The sequence below is a fragment of the Granulicella sp. S190 genome, from assembly GCF_009766095.1.
Classification (GTDB): domain Bacteria; phylum Acidobacteriota; class Terriglobia; order Terriglobales; family Acidobacteriaceae; genus Edaphobacter.
On sequence record NZ_LMUD01000014.1, the window covers coordinates 238,724 to 258,741 of the forward strand.

The 20,018-nt window shown below is 53.1% G+C and carries 14 protein-coding genes, 1 other RNA gene and 1 pseudogene; 13 read left to right on the forward strand and 3 right to left on the reverse strand.

Translation table 11 applies throughout. The features are described 5' to 3' along the window. Nucleotides 1-239 precede the first annotated feature (239 nt). From GSQ94_RS07455 to ssrA, 4 genes are all read left to right on the forward strand, one after another. On the forward strand, nucleotides 240-1,547 hold the full coding sequence (locus GSQ94_RS07455; RefSeq protein WP_158942941.1) for a glycosyltransferase: 1,308 nt from the start codon (nucleotides 240-242) through the stop codon (nucleotides 1,545-1,547). Between the two features lie 1,096 nt (nucleotides 1,548-2,643). Continuing rightward, complete coding sequence (locus GSQ94_RS07460) at nucleotides 2,644-3,081, forward strand: CYCXC family (seleno)protein (protein ID WP_254063715.1); 438 nt, start codon at nucleotides 2,644-2,646, stop codon at nucleotides 3,079-3,081. 50 nt (nucleotides 3,082-3,131) lie between these two features. Continuing rightward, nucleotides 3,132-3,551, forward strand: coding sequence for an EamA family transporter (locus GSQ94_RS07465; protein WP_158942942.1), 420 nt, complete (start codon nucleotides 3,132-3,134; stop codon nucleotides 3,549-3,551). 78 nt (nucleotides 3,552-3,629) lie between these two features. Beyond that, nucleotides 3,630-3,983, forward strand: a transfer-messenger RNA (tmRNA) gene (gene ssrA, locus GSQ94_RS07470). A 74-nt stretch (nucleotides 3,984-4,057) separates the two neighbouring features. On the opposite strand, the gene GSQ94_RS07475 is transcribed toward ssrA, so the two are convergent. The 3 genes and pseudogenes from GSQ94_RS07475 to GSQ94_RS07480 all read right to left on the reverse strand — a co-directional run bounded on the left by GSQ94_RS07475 (nucleotide 4,058) and on the right by GSQ94_RS07480 (nucleotide 5,544). Beyond that, nucleotides 4,058-4,765 carry a hypothetical protein gene (locus GSQ94_RS07475; RefSeq protein ID WP_254063716.1) on the reverse strand — a complete coding sequence of 236 codons (708 nt, stop codon included), beginning with the start codon at nucleotides 4,763-4,765 and terminating at the stop codon, nucleotides 4,058-4,060. A 111-nt stretch (nucleotides 4,766-4,876) separates the two neighbouring features. Then, nucleotides 4,877-4,978, reverse strand: a pseudogene (locus GSQ94_RS21805) (zf-HC2 domain-containing protein); the annotation flags it as partial. Beyond that, nucleotides 4,978-5,544 carry a sigma-70 family RNA polymerase sigma factor gene (locus GSQ94_RS07480; RefSeq protein WP_158942944.1) on the reverse strand — a complete coding sequence of 189 codons (567 nt, stop codon included), beginning with the start codon at nucleotides 5,542-5,544 and terminating at the stop codon, nucleotides 4,978-4,980. The pseudogene GSQ94_RS21805 and the gene GSQ94_RS07480, both read right to left, overlap by 1 nt. 1,412 nt (nucleotides 5,545-6,956) lie before the next feature. Between GSQ94_RS07480 and GSQ94_RS07485 the strand changes: the two genes are divergently transcribed. From GSQ94_RS07485 to GSQ94_RS07525, 9 genes are all read left to right on the forward strand, one after another. Continuing rightward, nucleotides 6,957-8,702 carry a hypothetical protein gene (locus tag GSQ94_RS07485; RefSeq protein WP_158942945.1) on the forward strand — a complete coding sequence of 582 codons (1,746 nt, stop codon included), beginning with the start codon at nucleotides 6,957-6,959 and terminating at the stop codon, nucleotides 8,700-8,702. Then, nucleotides 8,699-10,651: a hypothetical protein gene (locus tag GSQ94_RS07490; RefSeq protein WP_158942946.1), complete on the forward strand. Its 1,953-nt coding sequence runs from the start codon at nucleotides 8,699-8,701 to the stop codon at nucleotides 10,649-10,651. Before GSQ94_RS07485 ends, GSQ94_RS07490 begins: the two co-directional genes overlap by 4 nt. Before the next feature lie 202 nt (nucleotides 10,652-10,853). Continuing rightward, on the forward strand, nucleotides 10,854-12,266 hold the full coding sequence (locus GSQ94_RS07495; protein ID WP_254063717.1) for a TolC family protein: 1,413 nt from the start codon (nucleotides 10,854-10,856) through the stop codon (nucleotides 12,264-12,266). 10 nt (nucleotides 12,267-12,276) lie between these two features. After that, on the forward strand, nucleotides 12,277-12,564 hold the full coding sequence (locus GSQ94_RS07500; protein ID WP_158942948.1) for a YtcA family lipoprotein: 288 nt from the start codon (nucleotides 12,277-12,279) through the stop codon (nucleotides 12,562-12,564). A 17-nt stretch (nucleotides 12,565-12,581) separates the two neighbouring features. Beyond that, nucleotides 12,582-13,808, forward strand: coding sequence for an efflux RND transporter periplasmic adaptor subunit (locus GSQ94_RS07505; protein ID WP_158942949.1), 1,227 nt, complete (start codon nucleotides 12,582-12,584; stop codon nucleotides 13,806-13,808). Between the two features lie 2 nt (nucleotides 13,809-13,810). Beyond that, on the forward strand, nucleotides 13,811-16,036 hold the full coding sequence (locus tag GSQ94_RS07510; protein ID WP_158942950.1) for an FUSC family protein: 2,226 nt from the start codon (nucleotides 13,811-13,813) through the stop codon (nucleotides 16,034-16,036). Nucleotides 16,037-16,315: 279 nt separating this feature from the next. After that, nucleotides 16,316-16,705, forward strand: a complete 390-nt coding sequence (locus GSQ94_RS07515; RefSeq protein ID WP_254063718.1) for a cytochrome c — start codon at nucleotides 16,316-16,318, stop codon at nucleotides 16,703-16,705. A 381-nt stretch (nucleotides 16,706-17,086) separates the two neighbouring features. Next, on the forward strand, nucleotides 17,087-19,276 hold the full coding sequence (locus GSQ94_RS21700) for a DNRLRE domain-containing protein (RefSeq protein WP_216843044.1): 2,190 nt from the start codon (nucleotides 17,087-17,089) through the stop codon (nucleotides 19,274-19,276). A 151-nt stretch (nucleotides 19,277-19,427) separates the two neighbouring features. After that, nucleotides 19,428-19,997 carry a phage tail protein gene (locus tag GSQ94_RS07525; RefSeq protein ID WP_158942952.1) on the forward strand — a complete coding sequence of 190 codons (570 nt, stop codon included), beginning with the start codon at nucleotides 19,428-19,430 and terminating at the stop codon, nucleotides 19,995-19,997. The last annotated feature ends 21 nt before the right edge of the window (nucleotides 19,998-20,018 follow it).

Consider the following 20,018-nt stretch of genomic DNA (forward strand, 5'->3'; position numbering starts at 1 on the left):
TGCCTCGGTCTGTGGCGCAGATTTCGACAGTCCATTGCGGGGTAATTGCCGTTTCGTTTTAGCCTTCAGGCTGTGGCCCGTAACTTATCCCTTTTTCCATAGTCGAATGACTACGCCATGTGGCAAAAGACGTACGTCTGCCGTAGGTTTGGGGATAGAGAGACGGCTGCTTATCCTTTATGGCAGTAGGTTTACATACAACGCACCGCGAACATAACGATCTACGTTTTAGGAGATGAATGAGCAGGATTCTTGTAGCAGTAACCCCTTTGGCTGGACATGTAAAACCAATGATGCCAGTGGCTCAGCAGCTGGTTAAAGAGGGACACCAGGTCTTCTTTCAGACAAGCGATATTTTTTCCGAGCAGATAAAGGCCGCTGGTCTGGAGTTCCTGCCGCTGATCGGCAACGCCAACTACGACTATCACCGTCTCGGGGAGTTCGTTCCCGAGTTGTTTACTGCGGCCTCCCCCATGGACCAGGCCATTCTCTATACCAAGCATCTCTTTGCGGACCGCATCGCCGACCAGTACCGTGGGCTCCAGCAAGTGATTGCGTCCAAAGATATCGATCTGGTCATGACAGATGTTCTTTTTCTAGGGGAGTTGCCCTTGCTGTTGAGCGGCGAACCTCGCCCCCCGGTCATAGCTTGCGGAGTCATCGCGCCATCGTGGATTGATTCCGCATCGTCCATCTTTTCCGGACCTGACAGTACCCCGGAGGGCCGGGTGCGCAACGTTGAGGAGAATGAGAGGTTCCTGTCCATGCGGCGCCCTGGACACAGGTATACAGACGCCGTTCTTGACGGATTGGGAGTAACGATCCCCGGCGGCTTCACCATAAACAGCATCTATCGTCTGCCTGACCTCTTCCTGCAGTTTGGCACGGAAGAGTTCGAATACCCGATGGAAGATCGGCCGTCCAATCTCGTCTATACCGGCCCGATCATCCACAAGGAATCCGGTGCGGAGGCGCCTCCGTGGATGGACCAGCTGGATCGTTCTCTGCCTATCGTCCTCGTGACTCAGGGAACGTTGGCTAACTTCGACTTCGATCAACTCATCAATCCCGCGATCAAAGGTCTTGCAGAGGAACCCGTACAGGTGGTAGTCACCGCCGGGGGCAGCAAGGAGGGAAAGACCCTGTCAGCCAAGAATGCCATCGTCGAACCCTACGTTCCTTATGAACGGATTCTGCCCATGACGAGCGTCTTCGTCACAAACGGCGGGTATAACGGGGTTCAGCAGGCGCTTAGCTATGGAGTACCCATTGTCTGCTACGGAGAGAGTGAAGATAAGCCACTCGTTTCGGCCCGTGTGCAGTGGAGTGGTACCGGGGTCTCCCTTAAAGCAGGAACTCCTATGCCGGAACAGATCCGTGATGCAGTGCGCAAGATTCTTCATGACTCCACCTACGCGGAACGCGCCAAGACCCTTGGCGCACAGATCGCAAAGAGCGACGCCTTGCAGACGATCAGTCAAGCTGTGGATGCCACGATCGAGAGACTCAGCCACCTGAAACATGAAGTCGGTACAAAAAGAGGATGATTCTTTCCTCCGCCTTCGATCAATCGGGTGAGTCAGCAACGACAAGCCTGCTGCTTCGTCAGATGAAGTTCGTATTTCGTATAAGCTGACACCTGCAAGTAGGTGCATGCAAATGCACCTGCTTGCAGGGTTGGCTGTCCTGGTCGATGCCCCGAGCTGTAGTCCCGCATTCACTAGCTGCGATCACGAGCGTCCGACAAAAGCTAACGCTTTCAGTAGAAGAAACTATTTTCCATAGACACTGAAAACCAACCTTATCTCCTGAACAAAAATTAAGTGGGAAAATAGCTTTATTTTTCAAATTACTGATAAATAAAGACTTGTATTGCTAATCCTCTACAACAAATGCTCCAAAAATCGCATTTCACCGTCAAACTTCTATGATGGAACATATTTCTGTTTCTTTTCCTCCATATTGTGGTATCTTCAATTCAACGCAAGCGTGAGTCTACCGCCCGTGAGATCTTTCAGCCCGCATCACCAACAGGCTGACACAAGTTGCGTCACTGGCCTCCCGGCACGAATCAAAACACCGTTCGTGCCGCATTTTTTTTGCCTGTTTCGCCCCATATTTTTGCCCCTTCTCGCCCCCACTCTTACTAGTTCCACGCCTAAATCCGTCATCTCGACCGAAGCAGCTCACAGCTTTATCGTGAGCTGCGCAGTGGAGAGACCCCTGTATAGCCTTTGCTCTTGCTGTGGCCTGTTCTCTTGTTTGTCATTCCGCAGCGGAGGAATCTGCGGTTGCAAATTCGTCTTCTACCGCTGTCAAGCATAGGAACACGCTAAGCCACTGCACCTACAAGAGATAACCACTGGCATATAAGCACCACCGACTCTCTATAATTAAGAGAGCGGCCACGAAAATTAAGAGAGCGGCCACGAAACTTCAAAGTCTCTTCGATCGCCGTGCAAACCATTCAAAACAAGTATTTTAGGCGTAACCCATTTAGACCTAATATTTTAGAGTGGGGCTCCGCATCCAAGCACAACAAAATAAACCATTTGCACCCAAAATACCCCACAAGGGGGAGGGGGGAGGGGTCAATACCGCTAAAACAATCGAAAAACAGCCGTAGTGATCTAAAATAGCGACATGAAGCGGATCCTCGGATGCATCGCGTTAGGCCTCGTCACCATGGTGGCCTCGGCTCAGTGGTCAAACCCAGCGGAGGATATCCCGGCCTACAACGCCTCTGCTCCGACAAAGCCTCTGCCCCCCGTACTGAGCGGAGATCAACTCACCGGAGTCTACTTCTCCCATCCTTACCAGGTCACTGCCTACAAGATGGCCGCAGCCATCCCCAAGGTCCTGCATCAACAGCCCTGTTACTGCCACTGCGACCGCGAGATGCGTCACAACAGCCTGCATAGCTGCTTCGAAGGCACCCACGGCGCCGCCTGTTCCACCTGCATGCGCGAAGCCGTCTACGCCTATCAGCAAACCAAAAAGGGGCAGACCCCAGCCCAGATTCGCGCAGGCATTGAGCACGGCGACTGGCAGCAAGTCGATCTCGTAAACGCAACCATGTAGCTTGGTGAGCGCAGTTCGCGGAAGACCTCTTCCCCGCGTATCCTGCATCTATGACTTGGCTCTTCTGGGCTGTCTTGTCGGCCATCTTCGCCGCAGCCACTGCGCTTCTGGCGAAGGTCGGCGTCTCGGGAATCGACTCCAACCTCGCCACCGCCATCCGCACCTCGGTCATCCTGATCTTCACATGGGCCATCGCCATAGCCTTCGAGAAGCACCACGCCCTCTCCCAGATCGGACGACGGAGCTGGGTCTTCCTCGTACTCTCGGGCATCTGCACCGGACTATCGTGGCTCTGCTACTTCCGCGCCCTGCAGATGGGGCCGGCCTCGAGCGTAGCACCGGTCGATAAGCTAAGCGTGGTGCTGGTTATCCTCGGCGCATGGCTCTTCCTCGGCGAACACCTCACTCCCCTCAAGATAGGCGGAGCGTCGCTGATCACCATCGGCGCCGTCATCCTCGCCTTCGCCTGACGCTGCACTTGCACTCGACGCTATAATGGAAGTAGTTCTTTGCAGCGCCCAATGCAATGTTGGTGCCAGCTCCAAGATGGGGGCGTCACGGCTTCGACGGGATTGCTTGTGGCAGAGAGGCATGCCGGGGTGTGAACACCCGTAATCGCTCACAAAACTATAAGTGCCGAACCTCAGTTCGCTCTTGCTGCTTAATTAAATAAGTAGCCGATCGCTCAAGCTTCGCCTACGGGCCTGTACCGATCGTCGCACAGTAGGCTGGTCAAAGCTGTTCCGTCTGGACGGCAATGACGAGATCAATCAGGCTGGTCGTCGTCGCATCTTCGTCCGTTCTAAGCGCCGATGACGAGACAAAGATGAACTGGAAAAAGCATGAATGCTCTCTGTTGGAAGTTTTTTCGGACGTGGGTTCGACTCCCACCGCCTCCACCATAGTTATCTTCTTCATTTACAACGACTCACGAACACCTTGAAAATGCCGCATACGAGACACGTGCTCGTGCGGATCAATACGAAAAATGATTGACTTGATTAGCGCTGATCTCTGGTAGAGGCTGCGCATGCCAGAACCTCTCGTGTGGGCGCTTCAAAGTCGCGGCGGCAGCAGCCCGCTCCCTATGGCAGGTGGGGCAGGAGTTGTTGCCCCCCATCGCAACTGAAGAGATGAGTGCATAAGTAAGCCCTTTGTTGTCCCACGTAGCTACGTGAAGTTCTCCGAGGTCCTTGGCATGGAAATTTAGCCCAGCTGAACGTGTAACCTTTCCCCCGGCGGCAGCGGCCAGCTTATCCGAGGAAACTAGCAGACTGATGCGATTGTTTGGCATTCGAAATTCTAGGAGAGCTGCGGGTTCGCCGCCAAATTTCACGAGGCGGCCGCCAGCAAGGGTGTAGTTCGCCCGGTCATCTGCGGCAACGCCCGCGTTGGGAATTCGAAACGGGAACGAGACGCGCTGCGCAAACCAGGTGGCGACCACATCTGGCGAATCGGATTGCACATCGAGCGGCCTGCCATCGCCAGCCCCACGGTGTTCGGCGACGGCTGCATCGACGAAGCTCTCTGCGCGCGCTTCACGTCGGAGATAGGAGATGGATAGAACGCCAGCAACCGTTACCAATACCATAGCGGCAGCAGCCAGCGGCCTCCAATAGGGTCGAACAGAATATCTTTTTTGTATCGGAGGGTACGAGGTCGCCTGTTGGGCGGGATTGCTCATGTGGCTCAGGATCTTTTCGCGCAGAGCTGGTGGCGCCTCGACTTGAGGACGCGCGCCTCTCACTCTCACGGAAAATGATTTCGCCTCTTCCAGCTCTTCCTGACAACGGGCGCAATCCTTGAGATGGGAGATCAGATCTTCCCGTTCCTGGCCTTTCAGTTCATCGTCAATGAAGAGTTGGATCATGATGCTGTAATCATCGTGATTTGTCATCAGCGCGAGGCCTTTCTGTAACTCAGAGGCTGACTCGACGTTTCGGCTAACAGAGTTCGCAATTTAGCGCGCGCTCTCCCCAGCCGCGACATAACAGTACCCGCTGGACAGTTCAGCACGACTGCGATCTCCTGATATGACAATTCCTCAAACTCCCGCAGCAAAATCACTTCGCGAAATTCTGCAGAGAGTCGGCCAATAGCGACCTGGACCTGTTCTGCATCTTCCTTGCCGATGAGAATCTCCTGCGAATTACGCGTATGTCCCGGTAGAAGATCAGCACCACCCTCCTCGCCGTCTACATCGACAAGGTGCGGTCCCGTCTTGCCCTTTCGAATTTCGTTAAGCCGGATATTTCGAAGAATAGTAAAAAACCAGCCTTTGATGTTGCTGTCTTCCCGGAGCCTGTGCTGAGCCTTCAAAGCTCGGACATAGGTCTCCTGCACCAGATCTTCCGCCTCAACACTATTACGAGTGAGCATAAGTGCATAGCCATAGAGCGAATCCAAGTATTCTATGCCGAAACCCTCGTTCTCACTATTTCGGCCGACTTTCTGAAACATCATTCTTGCATTCTCTACGGAATAAGATAATTAAACCAGTAGGCATATCGACCCGAGAAGGAACAATGAAATTTGACACAATGCGTCAATGACTGGCCTATCGTGACAAGACATAAAGTGCAAGCGCAACTGCTCTCGTGGTAGTTGATCGGGGAGCCCTAGTGAAAAGTTTGTGGAAGTAAGAAGGCTTTTTTGTGACGGACCTGGAGGGAACGGAATCCGGCTCATCCAAGATGTCTGAGTGCGGCGAATGGGGTGAGCTCTCTGGTGGGCATGACGATATGTTCTCGCGTCGTAGAAGCGCACTAATTATTTCGGGACCGATATAGGGAATCATGCTCTTCCTGCTTTTGCTCAAGATGGGTGCCGCAGTGCTGAAACACATCTGCTCATCTGTTGAACAAAACACGAAGCTGCTTAATTTATTCCTGGTCCGCCCGGTAGAAGGGCTATTCGAAGTCGCTGTCTCCAACAATTTAGATAAATCACTGATGCAAATGCCTTGCAGTTAGCTTTCGCAGCGCGCTGCACACTTACCGAATCGCGTGCGCCGCTCCTGTCGGTGAGAGAAGTTTAGCTGGGCGCATTCAGTGCCCTCGTCGGAAGACGATGCACTCCTTGTTGCCATAACGTTTGTCGCCTTGTGTTGCCAGAATATTCTTCTCAGAACTTTTCCCTAACAAGTCGAGCGTAGCCACGGAATAACTTAGCTATCCGCGTGTTTCTCATTGTGAGTGACCGCCGTAGCGGTCACTCACACCAATAAACCACAGACCTCCCCCTGTGGTTTATTACAGCCTTTGCCAACAACGTGTCGTTCAGAGAGGTAAAAAGCAATGGGGTTTTAGCAGTATGGAGATCTTGACATGAAGAACTTAATGCATCTTGTCGCCAGCATTTTGATGGCCTAGCTCTTGGCCCTGTCGCTCTGGGATATCTATAGAAGGCCTGTTCGCTGATCCCAACCTTCCGAATCACCTTACCACAGGCACTTCTAGCTCTGCCTACTACAACACAGCCACAATCTGCTCCACAGAAAAGCGCTTCTTCTTCATGAATCCTCCTTCATATTTTTGCCGAAGACTAACATTTGCTTTAGTTTAGTTTTACCGCAGCCCATCATGTATAAAAGGGTCACGAGCACTTCAGTGTGCCCGGATGATGTGTAGGTTGCGGTTTTAAAGGTTGTGGAAAAGTTCGACTCCCACGCCTCCGCCATTCTCCTCTTATCGACCGTAATCGACCTCGTTCGATATGGTCGAAGGGCTAAACGCACTCCCTTGCAAGCCACCTGTCCGGGTTTCTGGTAGAAGATAGAACACTCGTACGACTTAGAAAATAACACCGCAGTACTCGGGCCAGAACGGCAACCTCAAATCTCATTCAGTTCCTGATGACGAGCTAGGGAGACGCCAATGGCAGTCGGCCTCATTGCGTGGGGAAGATTCCTGCATGACGGGAATAAGGTCACAGTTCCTGCTCCACCCACAGATCCGGGCAAGCCCTGGTTGTGGGACTTTCTGCATACCGAGGCCGCCGCAATCGGCACGAGCTTCGACTTCGTGCAGCTCCCACCATGGTCGCTGGCCCAGGGCGGTGCAGCACCTGGTTGTGACGGCTACGGCGTCTTTCAGCGTCGCAATCTCAACGGAACTCGCTATGGTTCTCTCGAGAGTTTAATGGCTGCTATTGCCGCGCTCAATGTCAGCGGCTGTCTGACATATGGCGATCTCGTGTTGCACCAGATGAGCGGAGAAAATGGCGGTCCCGGCGTCTTCCGGTATCTGGGCGCAGATAACAAGACGATGAGTGGCCGCGGTCAAACCTCCCCGGGCTGGTTCCGTGGCGGCATGAAAGAAAATGACCCGATTCCTCCCTTCTGCCGGGAGGACGACGTGCCATCGCCTGCCGATGACTTTCCATTTGGCCGTGAGCTGAGTTATCAAAACTGCAATCCGCCTCACGTCACCGAGGCTGACGCCATCGACTATCTCATCTGGGCGCAGGCACACACCGGAGCAGTAGGGTTTCGCTTCGATGACACCAAAGGAACTCACGCCCCCTCTGTTCGTCGCATCATGGATGCGCTTCCTTCTGCCTCGTTCTACAGTGAGTACTTCGATGGAAATCCGGCGAATATCAACTCGTGGGCAACCTCTCCCCCAATGAGTGGACGATCGGCCGTGACCGACTTCCCACTTCACTGGCGCATTCAGGCGGCCTGCAATGGATTTGACGCAACGCAATTCGACGCAGGATCGGCAGGCTACTGGCAGTGGAACTCGGGACTCTCCGTAGGCTTCGTCGATAATCCAGACACCGATACCAGTCCGGGGCAGCAGGTTATTTCGAATAAGGGGTTGGCCTATGCTTACCTCTTATCGCTTCCTCTGCATTTGGCACTCATCTATGGAAAAGATTACTTCTCAGGCGCTGTATGGCCAGGATCTTACGGCCTCAAGCCACTCATCGACAATCTGTGCTGGATCAGCCGCACCTTTGCTATAGGTGCTTATCAGGTTCGATGGGTAGACCGGGATGTCCACGTTGCATCGCGTGACGGCAACGGTGGCCCGCTGGGCCAAAGTGGCGGGCTCCTGACCGCACTTAATTTCAATGTCTTGTCTCCACGAACTATCACCTGCTCTACGCCATTCGGACCGAACCGCTGGCTGCACGATTACACAGGCCATCATCCAGACATCTCGACCGATAGAAATGGAGACGTCACCTTCACCATCCCTTCGAATGCCTTTTCCAGCGGTCAATCGTACTTATGTTTTGCGCCAGGAGGGGTAGATCGTCCCTTTCCTCAGACTCCGCACCCCACAACTCAGACGTTCTTTGCGGCCTCTGATCTCGACATCATGCCAGCAACAAACATTTCACAGCAACTGTCTCAGCGAATCTTCTGCGCAAAAGATACAAAGATCTCTTTGAGATTATCGGCGAACCTTTCAGTAAAAGCATCACTCACTGCCTCTGTCAGTTCATCCGACAACAAACCAATCTCAAGACAGCGCATCGGCGCTAAACCCGAAGAAGCCTTTGGCATGGCTCCAGCCACAGGATGGTACACAATCTCCGTCGAGGGATCAGGCTTGCCAGAGAGCGGATCGGACTATGAGCTTGCAGTCACTTATTTAGGAGCAACCGCATGACGATTGTATGGAAGTGGATCACGCGCCGATGCATGATAGGAGCTTTGCTTAGCCTTACGCCCCTCACTCTAGCTGCGCAGACAATGGTTCCGTGGCTTACAAGATCAGTGGATAACTCAAGAAGCGGATGGAATCAGCATGAAACCCTACTAACGCAAGCCTCTGTTGCATCAAAGGGAATCCGGCGATTGACTATTATCCCCGTGACGGGCGATGCACGAGGAATGGAAGCGCAGCCCCTCATTCTGCCCGGTGTAAAAGTAGCCGACGGCACAACACACGATCTGATGGTCTTACCATCCATGGCAAATGTCGTGCGTGGCGTAGATGCTCATAGTGGCGCGGGCTTGTGGAGCGTTAGCTTAGGCGCGCCTATAAATGGCAACACGCCCACCGGCCCGAGGAAGATAAAACCTGATGGGTGCGTCGGTGACTTCCCGACGATCGATTGTCACGCCATCAATGACAAATGGGGTGTGTTGAGTACCGGTGTCATCGATGCTGAAACTCAACGTCTTTATCTCGTTGCATGGGTCTCACCCGATGGCACGCCGCAGAACGCAAAGCACTTTGTCTTTGTACTTAATGCCGCAGACGGAACTCGTGTTATCCCACCCGTCTTGGTTAGCGGTTCCAGCGGAACACAGTCCTACTCGAGTGCGATGCGCAAGCAGAGAAGTTCCCTGGTGCTAACTAATGTGAATGGTCGCAAAACCGTCTTTTGGGCTTCCGGCACTGTACAGGAGACAGGGCAAGGTGCTGCTGGTTGGGTCTTCGCTTTTGACTGCGCAACCAACTCGATCACCACACAGCTTGCACTGACACAGGGAGAGGGTGCTGGCATCTGGATGGGCGGACAAGGTCTTGCGGCAGACGAGCAAGGCTTTCTCTATGCAATCACCGGCAACGGCGACTTCGACGGTACATCTCAGTTCGGCGAGTCATTCGTTAAGATCAAATACACACCCACTTCGAGACAAACGCCTGCCACCTTGGTAGTCGTCGACCATTGGACTCCATGGGTCGACCTCGTCAGGTCCGGGCAGGCAAAGAAACCAGCAATGAAGATATCGGGCGTTAGTGCGCCCTCGGAAGCGCTTAAACCTGTTGGTGGCGGTATGAATATGTCCCTGAAAAAAGCCGCTCGGGTAACGAATGTTAATGAACGGGGAGAAAAAGTTGTTTTGGTCTTCCCGAAGATGGCCACCGGAAATTGGTCGGATGAGGATTGGGGATCGGCTGGCCCGGCATGCATCTTTGCTATAGGTGTCTGTGTTGCGGCCGGAAAGGATGGCATCGGTTACCCAATCAAGACCGCGAATCTTGGTGGAACAACTGTCGTTGATTTAGCCGACGCAAAATCCAACTGTGCAAAGCTCGCAGCGCCCCCGGTTTGGCTTACCATGAGTCCGGGCCCGGTAGATCCATGTCCGGCAAATCCACAGACGCTCAATTTTCTTCCAAATGGCGATACCGCTCACCTCCACATGACTCCCGTCCAATTCTTTGACCCTGTAATGAAGTCGTGGACTATCTTCGTTTGGGGGGAAAATTCGCAGCTGCACAAATGGGCAGTGAGTCAGACCGGAGCGTTGACCTACGTCGCGCAAGGCAACGAATTTGCAAGCGCAAACGTGCGAGGGAACAATCCCGGGGGAATGCCCGGCGGCTTCTGCTCCGGATCAAGCAATGGGACCGACCCCGACTCGGCCATACTTGTATGTACGATCTCGTACGGTGATGCCAATGCTCAAGTCGGAAACGGTCGCCTGCTCGTATACGATGCCGTGCACCTTGCCGCGGATAAATCATTGAAGGTTTTATGGGACTCGCAGAATGAAAACATTCAGTTTCTCTTCAACAAATTTGACCCTCCCGTGATTGATGGAGGGCAAATATATGTGCCTAACTACAATGGCGGAGTTGACGTCTACGAGCTCGCAATGTGAGGCCTTTTAGCTCTGCTCGTCTCTCCTAACGGAGCATTCTTGTCGAAGTTTGCAACCGTGTCACAGTAACTATTCAGACTGAACCGAAGACGCGAAGTCTTGTGAGACAACCGGCTGTCTCTGTGCAATGGCGGAATGTTATCATCCGAATACTTCCGATTTTCTAGCAGACGGTATGTGATCTCTGATGAAGCGACTTTACGTGCATCTTATCGCCACTTCGATTTTGCTAATTGCGGTGACGAGTTCCCCATCTCAGAGTGTGCCAGTCTCGCCAGAAAGGGCATGGGAGAGACCCCCTGGAACGCAGCTCGTCGTGCCGACAAGGTCGACTCCGGCTTTCGCTCCAGATCAATCGAAGATTTACACCCTCTCTGAACTGGTCAATCTAGCAGAGCAAAACAATCCCGAGACGCGTGTGGCCTGGGAAAATGCAAGGGCGCGCGCTGCCGAGCTGGGAATCTCCGAAGCAACTCTCTACCCGACTCTGGCCGCTGCCGCCGTAGCGCAAACTTCGCGCTACGATGTTCTTTTCTCCCCCCTCTTCTATCGACAGACGGTTGAGACCTTCTCCCCTACCTTTAGCCTTGATTACACAATCTTCGACTTTGGAAAACGCCTACAGGATGTAGCTATCAGTCGAAGCGATCTTTTAGCTGCAAATTTCCTCTTCAATGACACACATCGTAAGATCATCTTCCTAGTCATGCAGGCATACTACCGTCTGCTTAATAGCAAGGGACAGGAAAGCGCTGAAGAGGCAAACCTGAAAAATGCTCAAACGGTACAAGAATCTGCGGAGGCGCGCCTTCAAGAAGGTCTTTCTACTTTACCGGACGTCCTTGAGGCTCGCAGCGCCGCAGCGCAAGCGGACTATGATTTGCAGGCAGCGATAGGAGCAACGGAGATTGCGCATGGAGATCTTGCGACGGCTCTGGGTATCTCGCCGACAATCCAGTTTCAAGTGGAGAGCATTCAAGATCTGACTATTCCGGAGGAGCTTCCAAATACGGTGGAACAGTCTATTGATCGTGCGCTGGCTCAGCGACCCGACCTCATGCAACGAGTGGCGCAATTGCGCGCCGCAAGATCTGAGATCAAGGCGGCTAGAACTGACTACCTTCCCACTTTGAGCGTAAATGGAAGCGCAGGGTTAGCCCGCAGCTACGGAGAACAAGATCAATCTCATGGGGTTTACGCTCCTACTCAAGAAACATGGAGCGCAAAACTGAGTTTGAATTGGACCTTATTTGATGGGTTTGCACGCGAAAATCGTATTGCCAAAGCAAAAGCTGACCAAAAGCAGGCCGCAGCAGAGGTTGATGCAGCACGTGATCAGGTCGAGAATGATGTGTGGTCAGCATACTCGACGGCCAGGACCGCACTTCGCCAACAGAAGGCAGCTGCTGCACTGCTGGCTGCCGCATCTGAATCTTATAACGCAGCTTTGCAGTCCTATAACTATGGAGTCCGCAGTCAGATTGACGTGGTATCCGCACAGCGAGCACTTGCTGTTGCCCGTACTGCGGATGTAAGTGCACGCACTCAACTATTGACAGGGATCGCCGCTTTAGCCTTCCAGACGGGGGACTTGCTTCATGCGAAGAGACCTTGAGAGGACCACCATGACATCGCCTCATAAACGGTCCAGACTACCAGCGCCTGTAGTCGTATTTTTCTTTAGCCTAACGCTCCTGACTACTGGTTGCTCACGTGCACCGTCATTCAATATCCTCGGGTCATTTTTCCCCTCCTGGATACTATGTGGGATTATCGGCATCGTACTTGCCGTTGTCGTACGGCTAATCTTTGTACGCATCAAGCTGGAGGAGCGTCTTTCCCCTCTTATTCTTGTGTATCCCTGTTTAGCAGGATTCTTTACTTTCACGCTCTGGCTGCTGTTATTCCGCTGACTCCGAGAAGAGATACTATGCCTGAAAACGACACTGCACAGCAAAGCACGCGACTCGGCAGGATCGTGAGCATTTCGATCATCGCCGCTGCATTGATTACCGGTCTGATGGTGGTGTACGAGACAAATACAAATCCGCGCACCGATGATGCAGAAGTCTTCGCAAACTTTATCGGCATCGCTCCACAGGTAGACGGGCCTATTACGAATCTGCCGATACAGGACAATGCCTTTCTCAAACAAGGAGAGATCCTCTTTGAGATCGATCCACGGCCATACGAATATGCACTGCAAAAAGCGAAATCCGATCTTAATACACTGGAAGGCCAGATCGTAGACCAACGCAGGACTATAGCCTCCCAGGTGAGCGCAACAGGCGCTGCGCGCGCAAACACCGACAGCGCAGCCGCGAATGTTGACCGGGCCGCTGCCGCGGTTAACGAGGCAAAAGCCAACGTAGCGGCAGCCAAGGCTACCCTCGATAGCGCCAGCGCCGAACTTCTCTATCAAACAAACAACCTTCATCGCATTGAGCCGCTTTTGGCAAAACAGTTCGTCACCGTGGATCAGGTGGACCTTGCCAGAACCGCAGTAACGTCGCGGAAACAGACAGTTGATCAACAACGTGCGCAGGTAAGCCTCGCTGAGGCTCAGGTGCAATCAGCTCAGGCCCAATACGAGCAAGCAAAAGCAACGGTGGAGCAGAGTCACGCCCAGCTGGCTCAGTCGCAACATAGCGTTCTCACCATCGATCCACTAACTGCGCAACGGGAGGGACGCGCGTCAGCGATTCGGACTGCCGAATATAATCTGAATAACAGTAAGGTTTATGCCCCCTTTGACGCACGAGTGACCAACCTCACGATCTCACGTGGAGCATATGCGCACACGGGGCAGCAGGTATTCACTCTTATCGACACCCGCAGATGGTGGGTGGTGGCTAACTTCCGCGAGACTCAGCTCTGGCGTATACAGCCGGGGATGCATGCGGACGTCTACGTGCTCTCCAAGCCCTCGATAAAATATGACGGCATTGTCGACAGCGTCGGCTTCGGTGTCCAGCCTGATAGCACGCAGGTAGGAGCTTTTGCCACTGGCCTACCAGATGTTCAACGCTCTCTGAATTGGGTTCACCTTGCCACTCGATTCCCGGTGCGAATTCGTATTCTTGCACCTGAGTCAGAACCTTTTCGCCTCAGCGAGTCCGCGGTTGTTGTTATCCGTGGAAACGATGGGATGAAGTGACTATGGGTGTCCCAAGCGATACGTTGCCACGTCGCTCCACCCCGAGTGCCATCGATCAAGCTGGAACCTGGTTTTGGGATTTTCTCAAAAAAGAGCTGACACCTTATCCGGGAAGAGCTTTGGTAGTGAGCCGCGTCACCATCTCTGCGACTATCGTCATGCTTCTGGTGATGACCTTCCGTATCCCTGGCGGCTATCTGGGCGCGATCTTTACTTTCTTTCTGAGCAGAGAAAACCCAAGGGAAACGTTTCGCGCCGGACTTCGAACTATCATCGCGTTTTTGCTGGCTGCGGCCTATTTACTCGTCGGCGTCACGATGCTGATTGATGACCCGCTAACTCACTTCTTATGGGTTGCGATCAGCCTCTTTATCTCCTTCTATCTGATTCGTGTGTTCGCCGATTACGGTACCGCCGCTGCATTCGGATTCATGATTGCCGGCACGATCCCTCTATGGGACGAGGTGGCTCTCAACGTAAACGCCAGAGTTGAGAATACGTTATGGCTTGCGTATATCGTGGCGATAGGTGTGGCGGTGGCAACTTCCGTCGAGTTTATCTTCCGATGGATTCATCCAACCACCGATCTTACGGAGGGGATCGAGGATCGGATGCATACCGTGGAGAGCTTACTAAGAAGCGCAGCTGCAGACACCCCCCTTGATGATAAATCCGTAGAGATGCTTTCACTCTATGCGACTGTAGGGGTATCCAGACTCCGAAGGCTCATACTTCGATCTGAATATAATTCTCACTTCAAAGCTCAGATGAGTGCAGCAATCTCTCTTGTCGGCCGTTTAGTAGATATCGCAGACAGCTTCAGGCTTGCCCTTGATCAACGTATTGAGCCAACGGATTCAATTGATCGTGAACGGTGTCGGCTCCTCGCTGATGAAATAGCAGTGCTCGAAAAAAACTTAACATCCCGACAACTGCCTGGAGAGATCACACGGGCTTTACAGGCGGAGTCACCCCACTTCCCATTCCTCTCCACGATGGAAAAGACAGTAGCTCTTATTCCCAAAACGTTCACCGGATCTGAGTCCATACAGGAGTTCAGCTCAGCGCCTCTCGACGAAGATGCTCCAGCGCGACTATTTCTTCCCGACGCATTTTCCAATCCCGCGCACGCGCAATTCGCATTGCGGGGCACGCTTGCGGCAATGGTGTGCTACTTCACTTATACGGCGGTTGCGTGGCCTGGGATCAGTACGGCGATAGCCACCTGCTTCATTACAGCGCTTTCAACAATCGGCTCCTCACGGCAAAAGCAGATCCTTCGTCTCGGTGGAGCAATCGTCGGTGGCTTCATCTTCGGCATGGGAGCGCAAGTGTTTGTACTCCCTTACATCGACACAATTACTGGATTCACTCTCTTATTTGCGTTAGTGACGGTGATCTCAGCATGGATTGCAACTGCCTCTGCGAGACTTTCCTACTTGGGCGTTCAAATCGCGCTAGCTTTTTACCTCATCAACATGCAGGAGTTTACTATCCAGATTTCGCTCGCTACGGCGCGCGATCGCGTCGTTGGTGTTTTGCTTGGTCTCATCTCCATGTGGTTATTCTTCGACCGACTTTGGGTAAGAAATGCGCTCGATGAAATGCAGGCTCTCTTCGCACGCAACTTGGAGATGTTTGCGGAGATGGCGGAGCAGTTTCTAATAGAAGATCACCCTCAAGCAATCAAACAGATCCGACAGCTGCGAGATCAGATCAACGCTGGTTTTCAAGCCGTAAACGCGCAAGCTGATGCCGTTTTATTTGAGTTCGGCCCCTCCCGTCAACGAAAAATGGAGATTCGTGCAAACATTCGGCGGTGGCAGCCATCGATTCGCACTTTGCTTCAAGTGCAGATTACCTTTTCCCAATATCGTGCTCAGAGACCTACCAAGGATCTACCCGAAGCAATTGTGCGACCATACATTGCGTTCGAAAAAGATGTTGCCTTGGTCATGCGAGCAATGGCTACTGAAGTAAGCGGGAAACTTTCCGGCGAAGTACCAGACATTAAAAAGTCCGGGATGTCGTTCGAACAGGAAATACGAACTTATTATCGGGATCTCGGCACTCCCATACCTCCCGAGTCCTCCGATGTAATCCGGCTGACCGAAAGCCTTACATCGGTTCTTTCACCACTCTACCAAGATGTACACACCACGTTAGACGCTGCTAGAAGCAGTCACCAGTTTCAGCCCAACCTTCAAGCGAAAACTCAATTTGATTGAGTGGGATTTGCGTTCAACTGATAGTTAAATGCTACAGCTTGCAATAGTTAACCGTATAAAGCTGTATCCGTAGTCTACGGATACAGCTCTGACATTTAGTGCAAGATGAAGACCGGCGCGTTTGACGACTTCTAGTTCGAGTCACGAAACAGTGTCCTTACAGTTGCGTGATTCAATAGCTCCATGAGATTTCGCCGCGCCTTCCTCCTCTTGTTATTTTTTCCATTTTCGTTGGCTCTGGGCTGTAGTGCGCGGCCACCCTCTGCGGTAGAGACCAAAGTGGCCTACTGGACTAAACGTTATGTGACGGTTGGCGGCAAGAGAGATGTTAACCCAGAGCAAGCTTCGCCAGAAGTTATTGAAGATGGCAAGCAGATGTTCTCTTCTTATTGCATGGTGTGCCATGGTCTTGATGGGCAAAATACAGGTGTCCCCTTCGCTAAAGCCATGTCGCCGCCTATTCCATCGCTTGCCAGCCCTGAAGTTCAAGCCTACACAGACGGGCAACTAAAGTGGATCATCGAAAACGGGATCTATCCGTCGGGGATGCCGCCATCCAAAGGTGAGTTTTCAGACGACGACATGTGGAGCATGGTTGTGTATATCCGCCATCTGCCGAAAGCAGGCAGCCTGGGAGAGCCATCGATCTATGGCGGAAACGGAAGATAACTTACCCCTGAACATAGGTCTTTGGAATCTGTTCTAAACATAGTTCCGTGTAGGCAAGCTTCTCAAGCGGTAACCTTCACCGCTTTCGCCGGAGCCTAACCAGCAATGCCACTAATGGGTAATAGGGATATCAGATTTTTTCTATGGCGCATTTGAATTAGATGCGATACCTTCGTCGAGTAGTAAATGCATTGCCTGAACCGTTGGAAGCTGCAGGTCCGCTGAAATAGTGCGATGACGCTTCGTGAATCTCTTTCTCTAGAGCTCCGCCTCCAACCAAGTTTGTTTGCTGATGCTTGTAAATCAGGACCGCCTCTTCGGCGCTCTGGTGTGCAGGAACGTAGTCGCAGAGTAGTGCCTGTTCTAAGGAGAACTGAGGTTATGAAAAAAGCTTTGGCGTTGCAGCTAAGTGTAGGGCTGTTTTTCGCGACATTAGGGGGCCGCTCGGCCCTTGCAACCGATGCGACAGTCAGCGCGGATGCAACGATAAGCACCGCACATCCGACTCTGAACTTCGGGTCTCTCTCGAACCTATACGTCGGCAATGGAAGTACGACATTAGTTCAGTTCGACCTCTCCTCACTCCCAGCAGGAACCCCCGCAACGCAGATTGCTCACGCCGCTTTGAAACTCTACGTGAACCGCGTGAATACTGCGGGATCCATCAGCGTGCAGCCCGTAAGTTCGTCTTGGTCTGAACTAGCCGTGACAGGTGCGACGCTTCCTTCGCTTGGAACATCCATAACCTCGTTTACAGCGAATATCGCAAATCAATATGTGGTCATCGATATCACTGCGTTAGTACAGGCCTGGGTGACCGCTCCAGCCAGCAACTTCGGCGTGGCCCTCTCATCGGCCAATGCAAACGTGCTGTTCGATAGTAAAGAGAACGATGAGACCTCGCACGCAGCACACCTCGATATCACACTGTCTGGTCCGATAGGGCCTCAAGGTCCAATCGGGCCGGCTGGAGCACAAGGAACTCAAGGGTCCGCTGGACTGCAAGGCCCAATTGGTCCGCTTGGTGCCACCGGTCCAGTCGGAGTTACCGGCGCTCAAGGTCCCGCTGGACCGACTGGAGCAATCGGCATCACCTACAGACAACAATGGAACAACGCGACGGCGTATGTCACCAATGATTCAGTAACTTTTAACGGCACTACATATATCGCTCTTAACGCCAGCATAAACCAGCAACCTGATCTGAATCCATCGATTTGGGGCGTGATTGCCGCAGCAGGCGTAGCCGGAGCAACCGGGCCTCAGGGACCTATTGGCTTGACCGGGGCGACTGGATCTCAAGGCACGACCGGCCCTGCTGGGCCTATCGGGTCAACCGGACCCCAAGGGCCTATTGGCGTAACGGGGGCGACTGGGTCTCAAGGCCCGATTGGTCCCGCTGGCCCTACGGGAGCAACAGGCGCACAGGGCGCGACCGGCGTAGCGGGCCCAACTGGCACCTTTAACTTCGCGTCCAACTACGCGACTGCAACCACCTATACGCAAGGTCAAATTGTCTTCTGCGCAACCTGTACGACAAACGGTTCGACCTATATCTCGCTAGGCAACGGCAATCAGGGCTTCGACCCGCCAACCAACAGCAGCAGATGGGCGCTGATTGCGCAGGCTGGCGCAACCGGAGCAACTGGAGCAATTGGACCTCAAGGCGTAACTGGCACGATAGGTCCGGCAGGTCCTATTGGTCTCACAGGATCCACCGGCTCTCAGGGGCCGGCAGGAGCCACCGGAGCATCAGGTGCAACTGGTCCTGCAGGTCCGATAGGCTTAACCGGTCCCACAGGGGCGACAGGTGCGCAAGGTCTAATCGGGCCAACTGGCCCGACCGGAGCGACAGGAGCTACCGGCACCTTTAGCTTCGCCTCAAACTTCGCCACGGCTACGGTCTACGCGCAGGGGCAGGTGGTCTTCTGCGCCACGGCATGTTCGACAAACGGTTCAAGCTACATCTCACTCGTGAATGGCAACCAGGGCTTCGACCCTCCAACAAGTAATGTCAAATGGGCTTTGATAGCGCAAGCCGGCGCGAATGGAACTAACGGCGCAACCGGAGCGGCAGGTGCGACTGGTCCGGCGGGGCCGACAGGACCAACTGGCGCTACGGGAGCTACCGGTCCGGCGGGCACTGGATCGCACATCTTTATGGCGAACGTGTCGCTAGGCGAATCGAATACGACTACCGAGTATTTTTCTCCGAACAGTAGCGGTGATCCATCAGTTACCGGAACTTTTCTCAACTACAACCAGTTTGCAACCACATTACCGGTTGCCTGTACGTTCGACTCAATGTTTCTGACAAGTAGCCTATCGGCGTTTGGAAACTTCTCCTCCCCTATCACCATCACTTTATTTCATAACGGCGCGGCGACCGCTCTTTCGAAGGGTATCACCCCCACCTCAACAAATACTCTTGCGTCGGCTCAGATAACTGGTCAGTCAATCTCGATTGCAGCCGGTGACACGATTGCTCTTCAAGCGACAAGCGCGTCTTTTTCGACGAATGCTTCATTCGTGCCGTTCGCAAACGTGTCCGTCTCCCTGCATTGCCAGTGATCCGCCTTGAATCCTGAATCATTAACTTTCGAACTCATGTCTCACTGCAAGATTTTCTCCCAGTTTACGAACCACGATAAGACGGCGGGCACTCAGAGCAACGACCCTAAAAAACAATACGAAGTACAACGCAGTTAGCTAGGAGAATCAAGTGGCACAGCCATATCTCGGTCAGATCATTATGTTTGCAGGAAATTTTGCTCCTAACGGATGGGCGCTCTGCAACGGACAGCTGCTTCCCATCGCACAGAACTCCGCTCTGTTTTCCATTTTGGGTACGACCTATGGAGGAGACGGTATCTCAACCTTTGGTCTGCCAAATTTGCAGGGCCGTGTGCCCGTGCATGCAGGAAACGGACAGGGACTTAGTCCGGTCACGCTCGGTGAGTCAGCCGGAAACCAGAGTGTCAGCATTTTAGTCAACAATCTACCGCAGCACTCACATCCCGTTACGCCGCCGTGCTCCAATGTAGCCGGAACAGCCACGACGCCAGTGAACAACTATCTGGCCGTCGATGCTGCCACTGGTACGTTCACTCCTCCCACCGTTCATGGCACGATAGCAGTTAGCACCTACGCTTCAGGTGCCGTTTCCGGTCAAAACATGGCGACTTATCCGTCCGGCGTAGCGGGCGGAAATGTCCCACTCAATGTACAGTCTCCCTATCTTGCCGTGAACTTTATCATCGCACTGGTGGGTATCTTTCCATCGCGCGGCTAAACCACGTATGCCGGCGGAGCA

What these genes read in the sequence shown, in the direction of transcription:
- GSQ94_RS07485 (WP_158942945.1), top strand. Translation starts at nt 6,957, where the DNA reads ATGGCAGTCGGCCTCATTGCGTGGGGAAGATTCCTGCATGACGGGAAT.
- GSQ94_RS07480 (WP_158942944.1), bottom strand. Translation starts at nt 5,544, where the DNA reads ATGATGTTTCAGAAAGTCGGCCGAAATAGTGAGAACGAGGGTTTCGGC.
- GSQ94_RS21700 (WP_216843044.1), top strand. Translation starts at nt 17,087, where the DNA reads ATGAAAAAAGCTTTGGCGTTGCAGCTAAGTGTAGGGCTGTTTTTCGCG.
- GSQ94_RS07460 (WP_254063715.1), top strand. Translation starts at nt 2,644, where the DNA reads ATGAAGCGGATCCTCGGATGCATCGCGTTAGGCCTCGTCACCATGGTG.
- GSQ94_RS07465 (WP_158942942.1), top strand. Translation starts at nt 3,132, where the DNA reads ATGACTTGGCTCTTCTGGGCTGTCTTGTCGGCCATCTTCGCCGCAGCC.
- GSQ94_RS07490 (WP_158942946.1), top strand. Translation starts at nt 8,699, where the DNA reads ATGACGATTGTATGGAAGTGGATCACGCGCCGATGCATGATAGGAGCT.
- GSQ94_RS07455 (WP_158942941.1), top strand. Translation starts at nt 240, where the DNA reads ATGAGCAGGATTCTTGTAGCAGTAACCCCTTTGGCTGGACATGTAAAA.
- GSQ94_RS07500 (WP_158942948.1), top strand. Translation starts at nt 12,277, where the DNA reads ATGACATCGCCTCATAAACGGTCCAGACTACCAGCGCCTGTAGTCGTA.
- GSQ94_RS07475 (WP_254063716.1), bottom strand. Translation starts at nt 4,765, where the DNA reads ATGAGCAATCCCGCCCAACAGGCGACCTCGTACCCTCCGATACAAAAA.
- GSQ94_RS07505 (WP_158942949.1), top strand. Translation starts at nt 12,582, where the DNA reads ATGCCTGAAAACGACACTGCACAGCAAAGCACGCGACTCGGCAGGATC.
- GSQ94_RS07510 (WP_158942950.1), top strand. Translation starts at nt 13,811, where the DNA reads ATGGGTGTCCCAAGCGATACGTTGCCACGTCGCTCCACCCCGAGTGCC.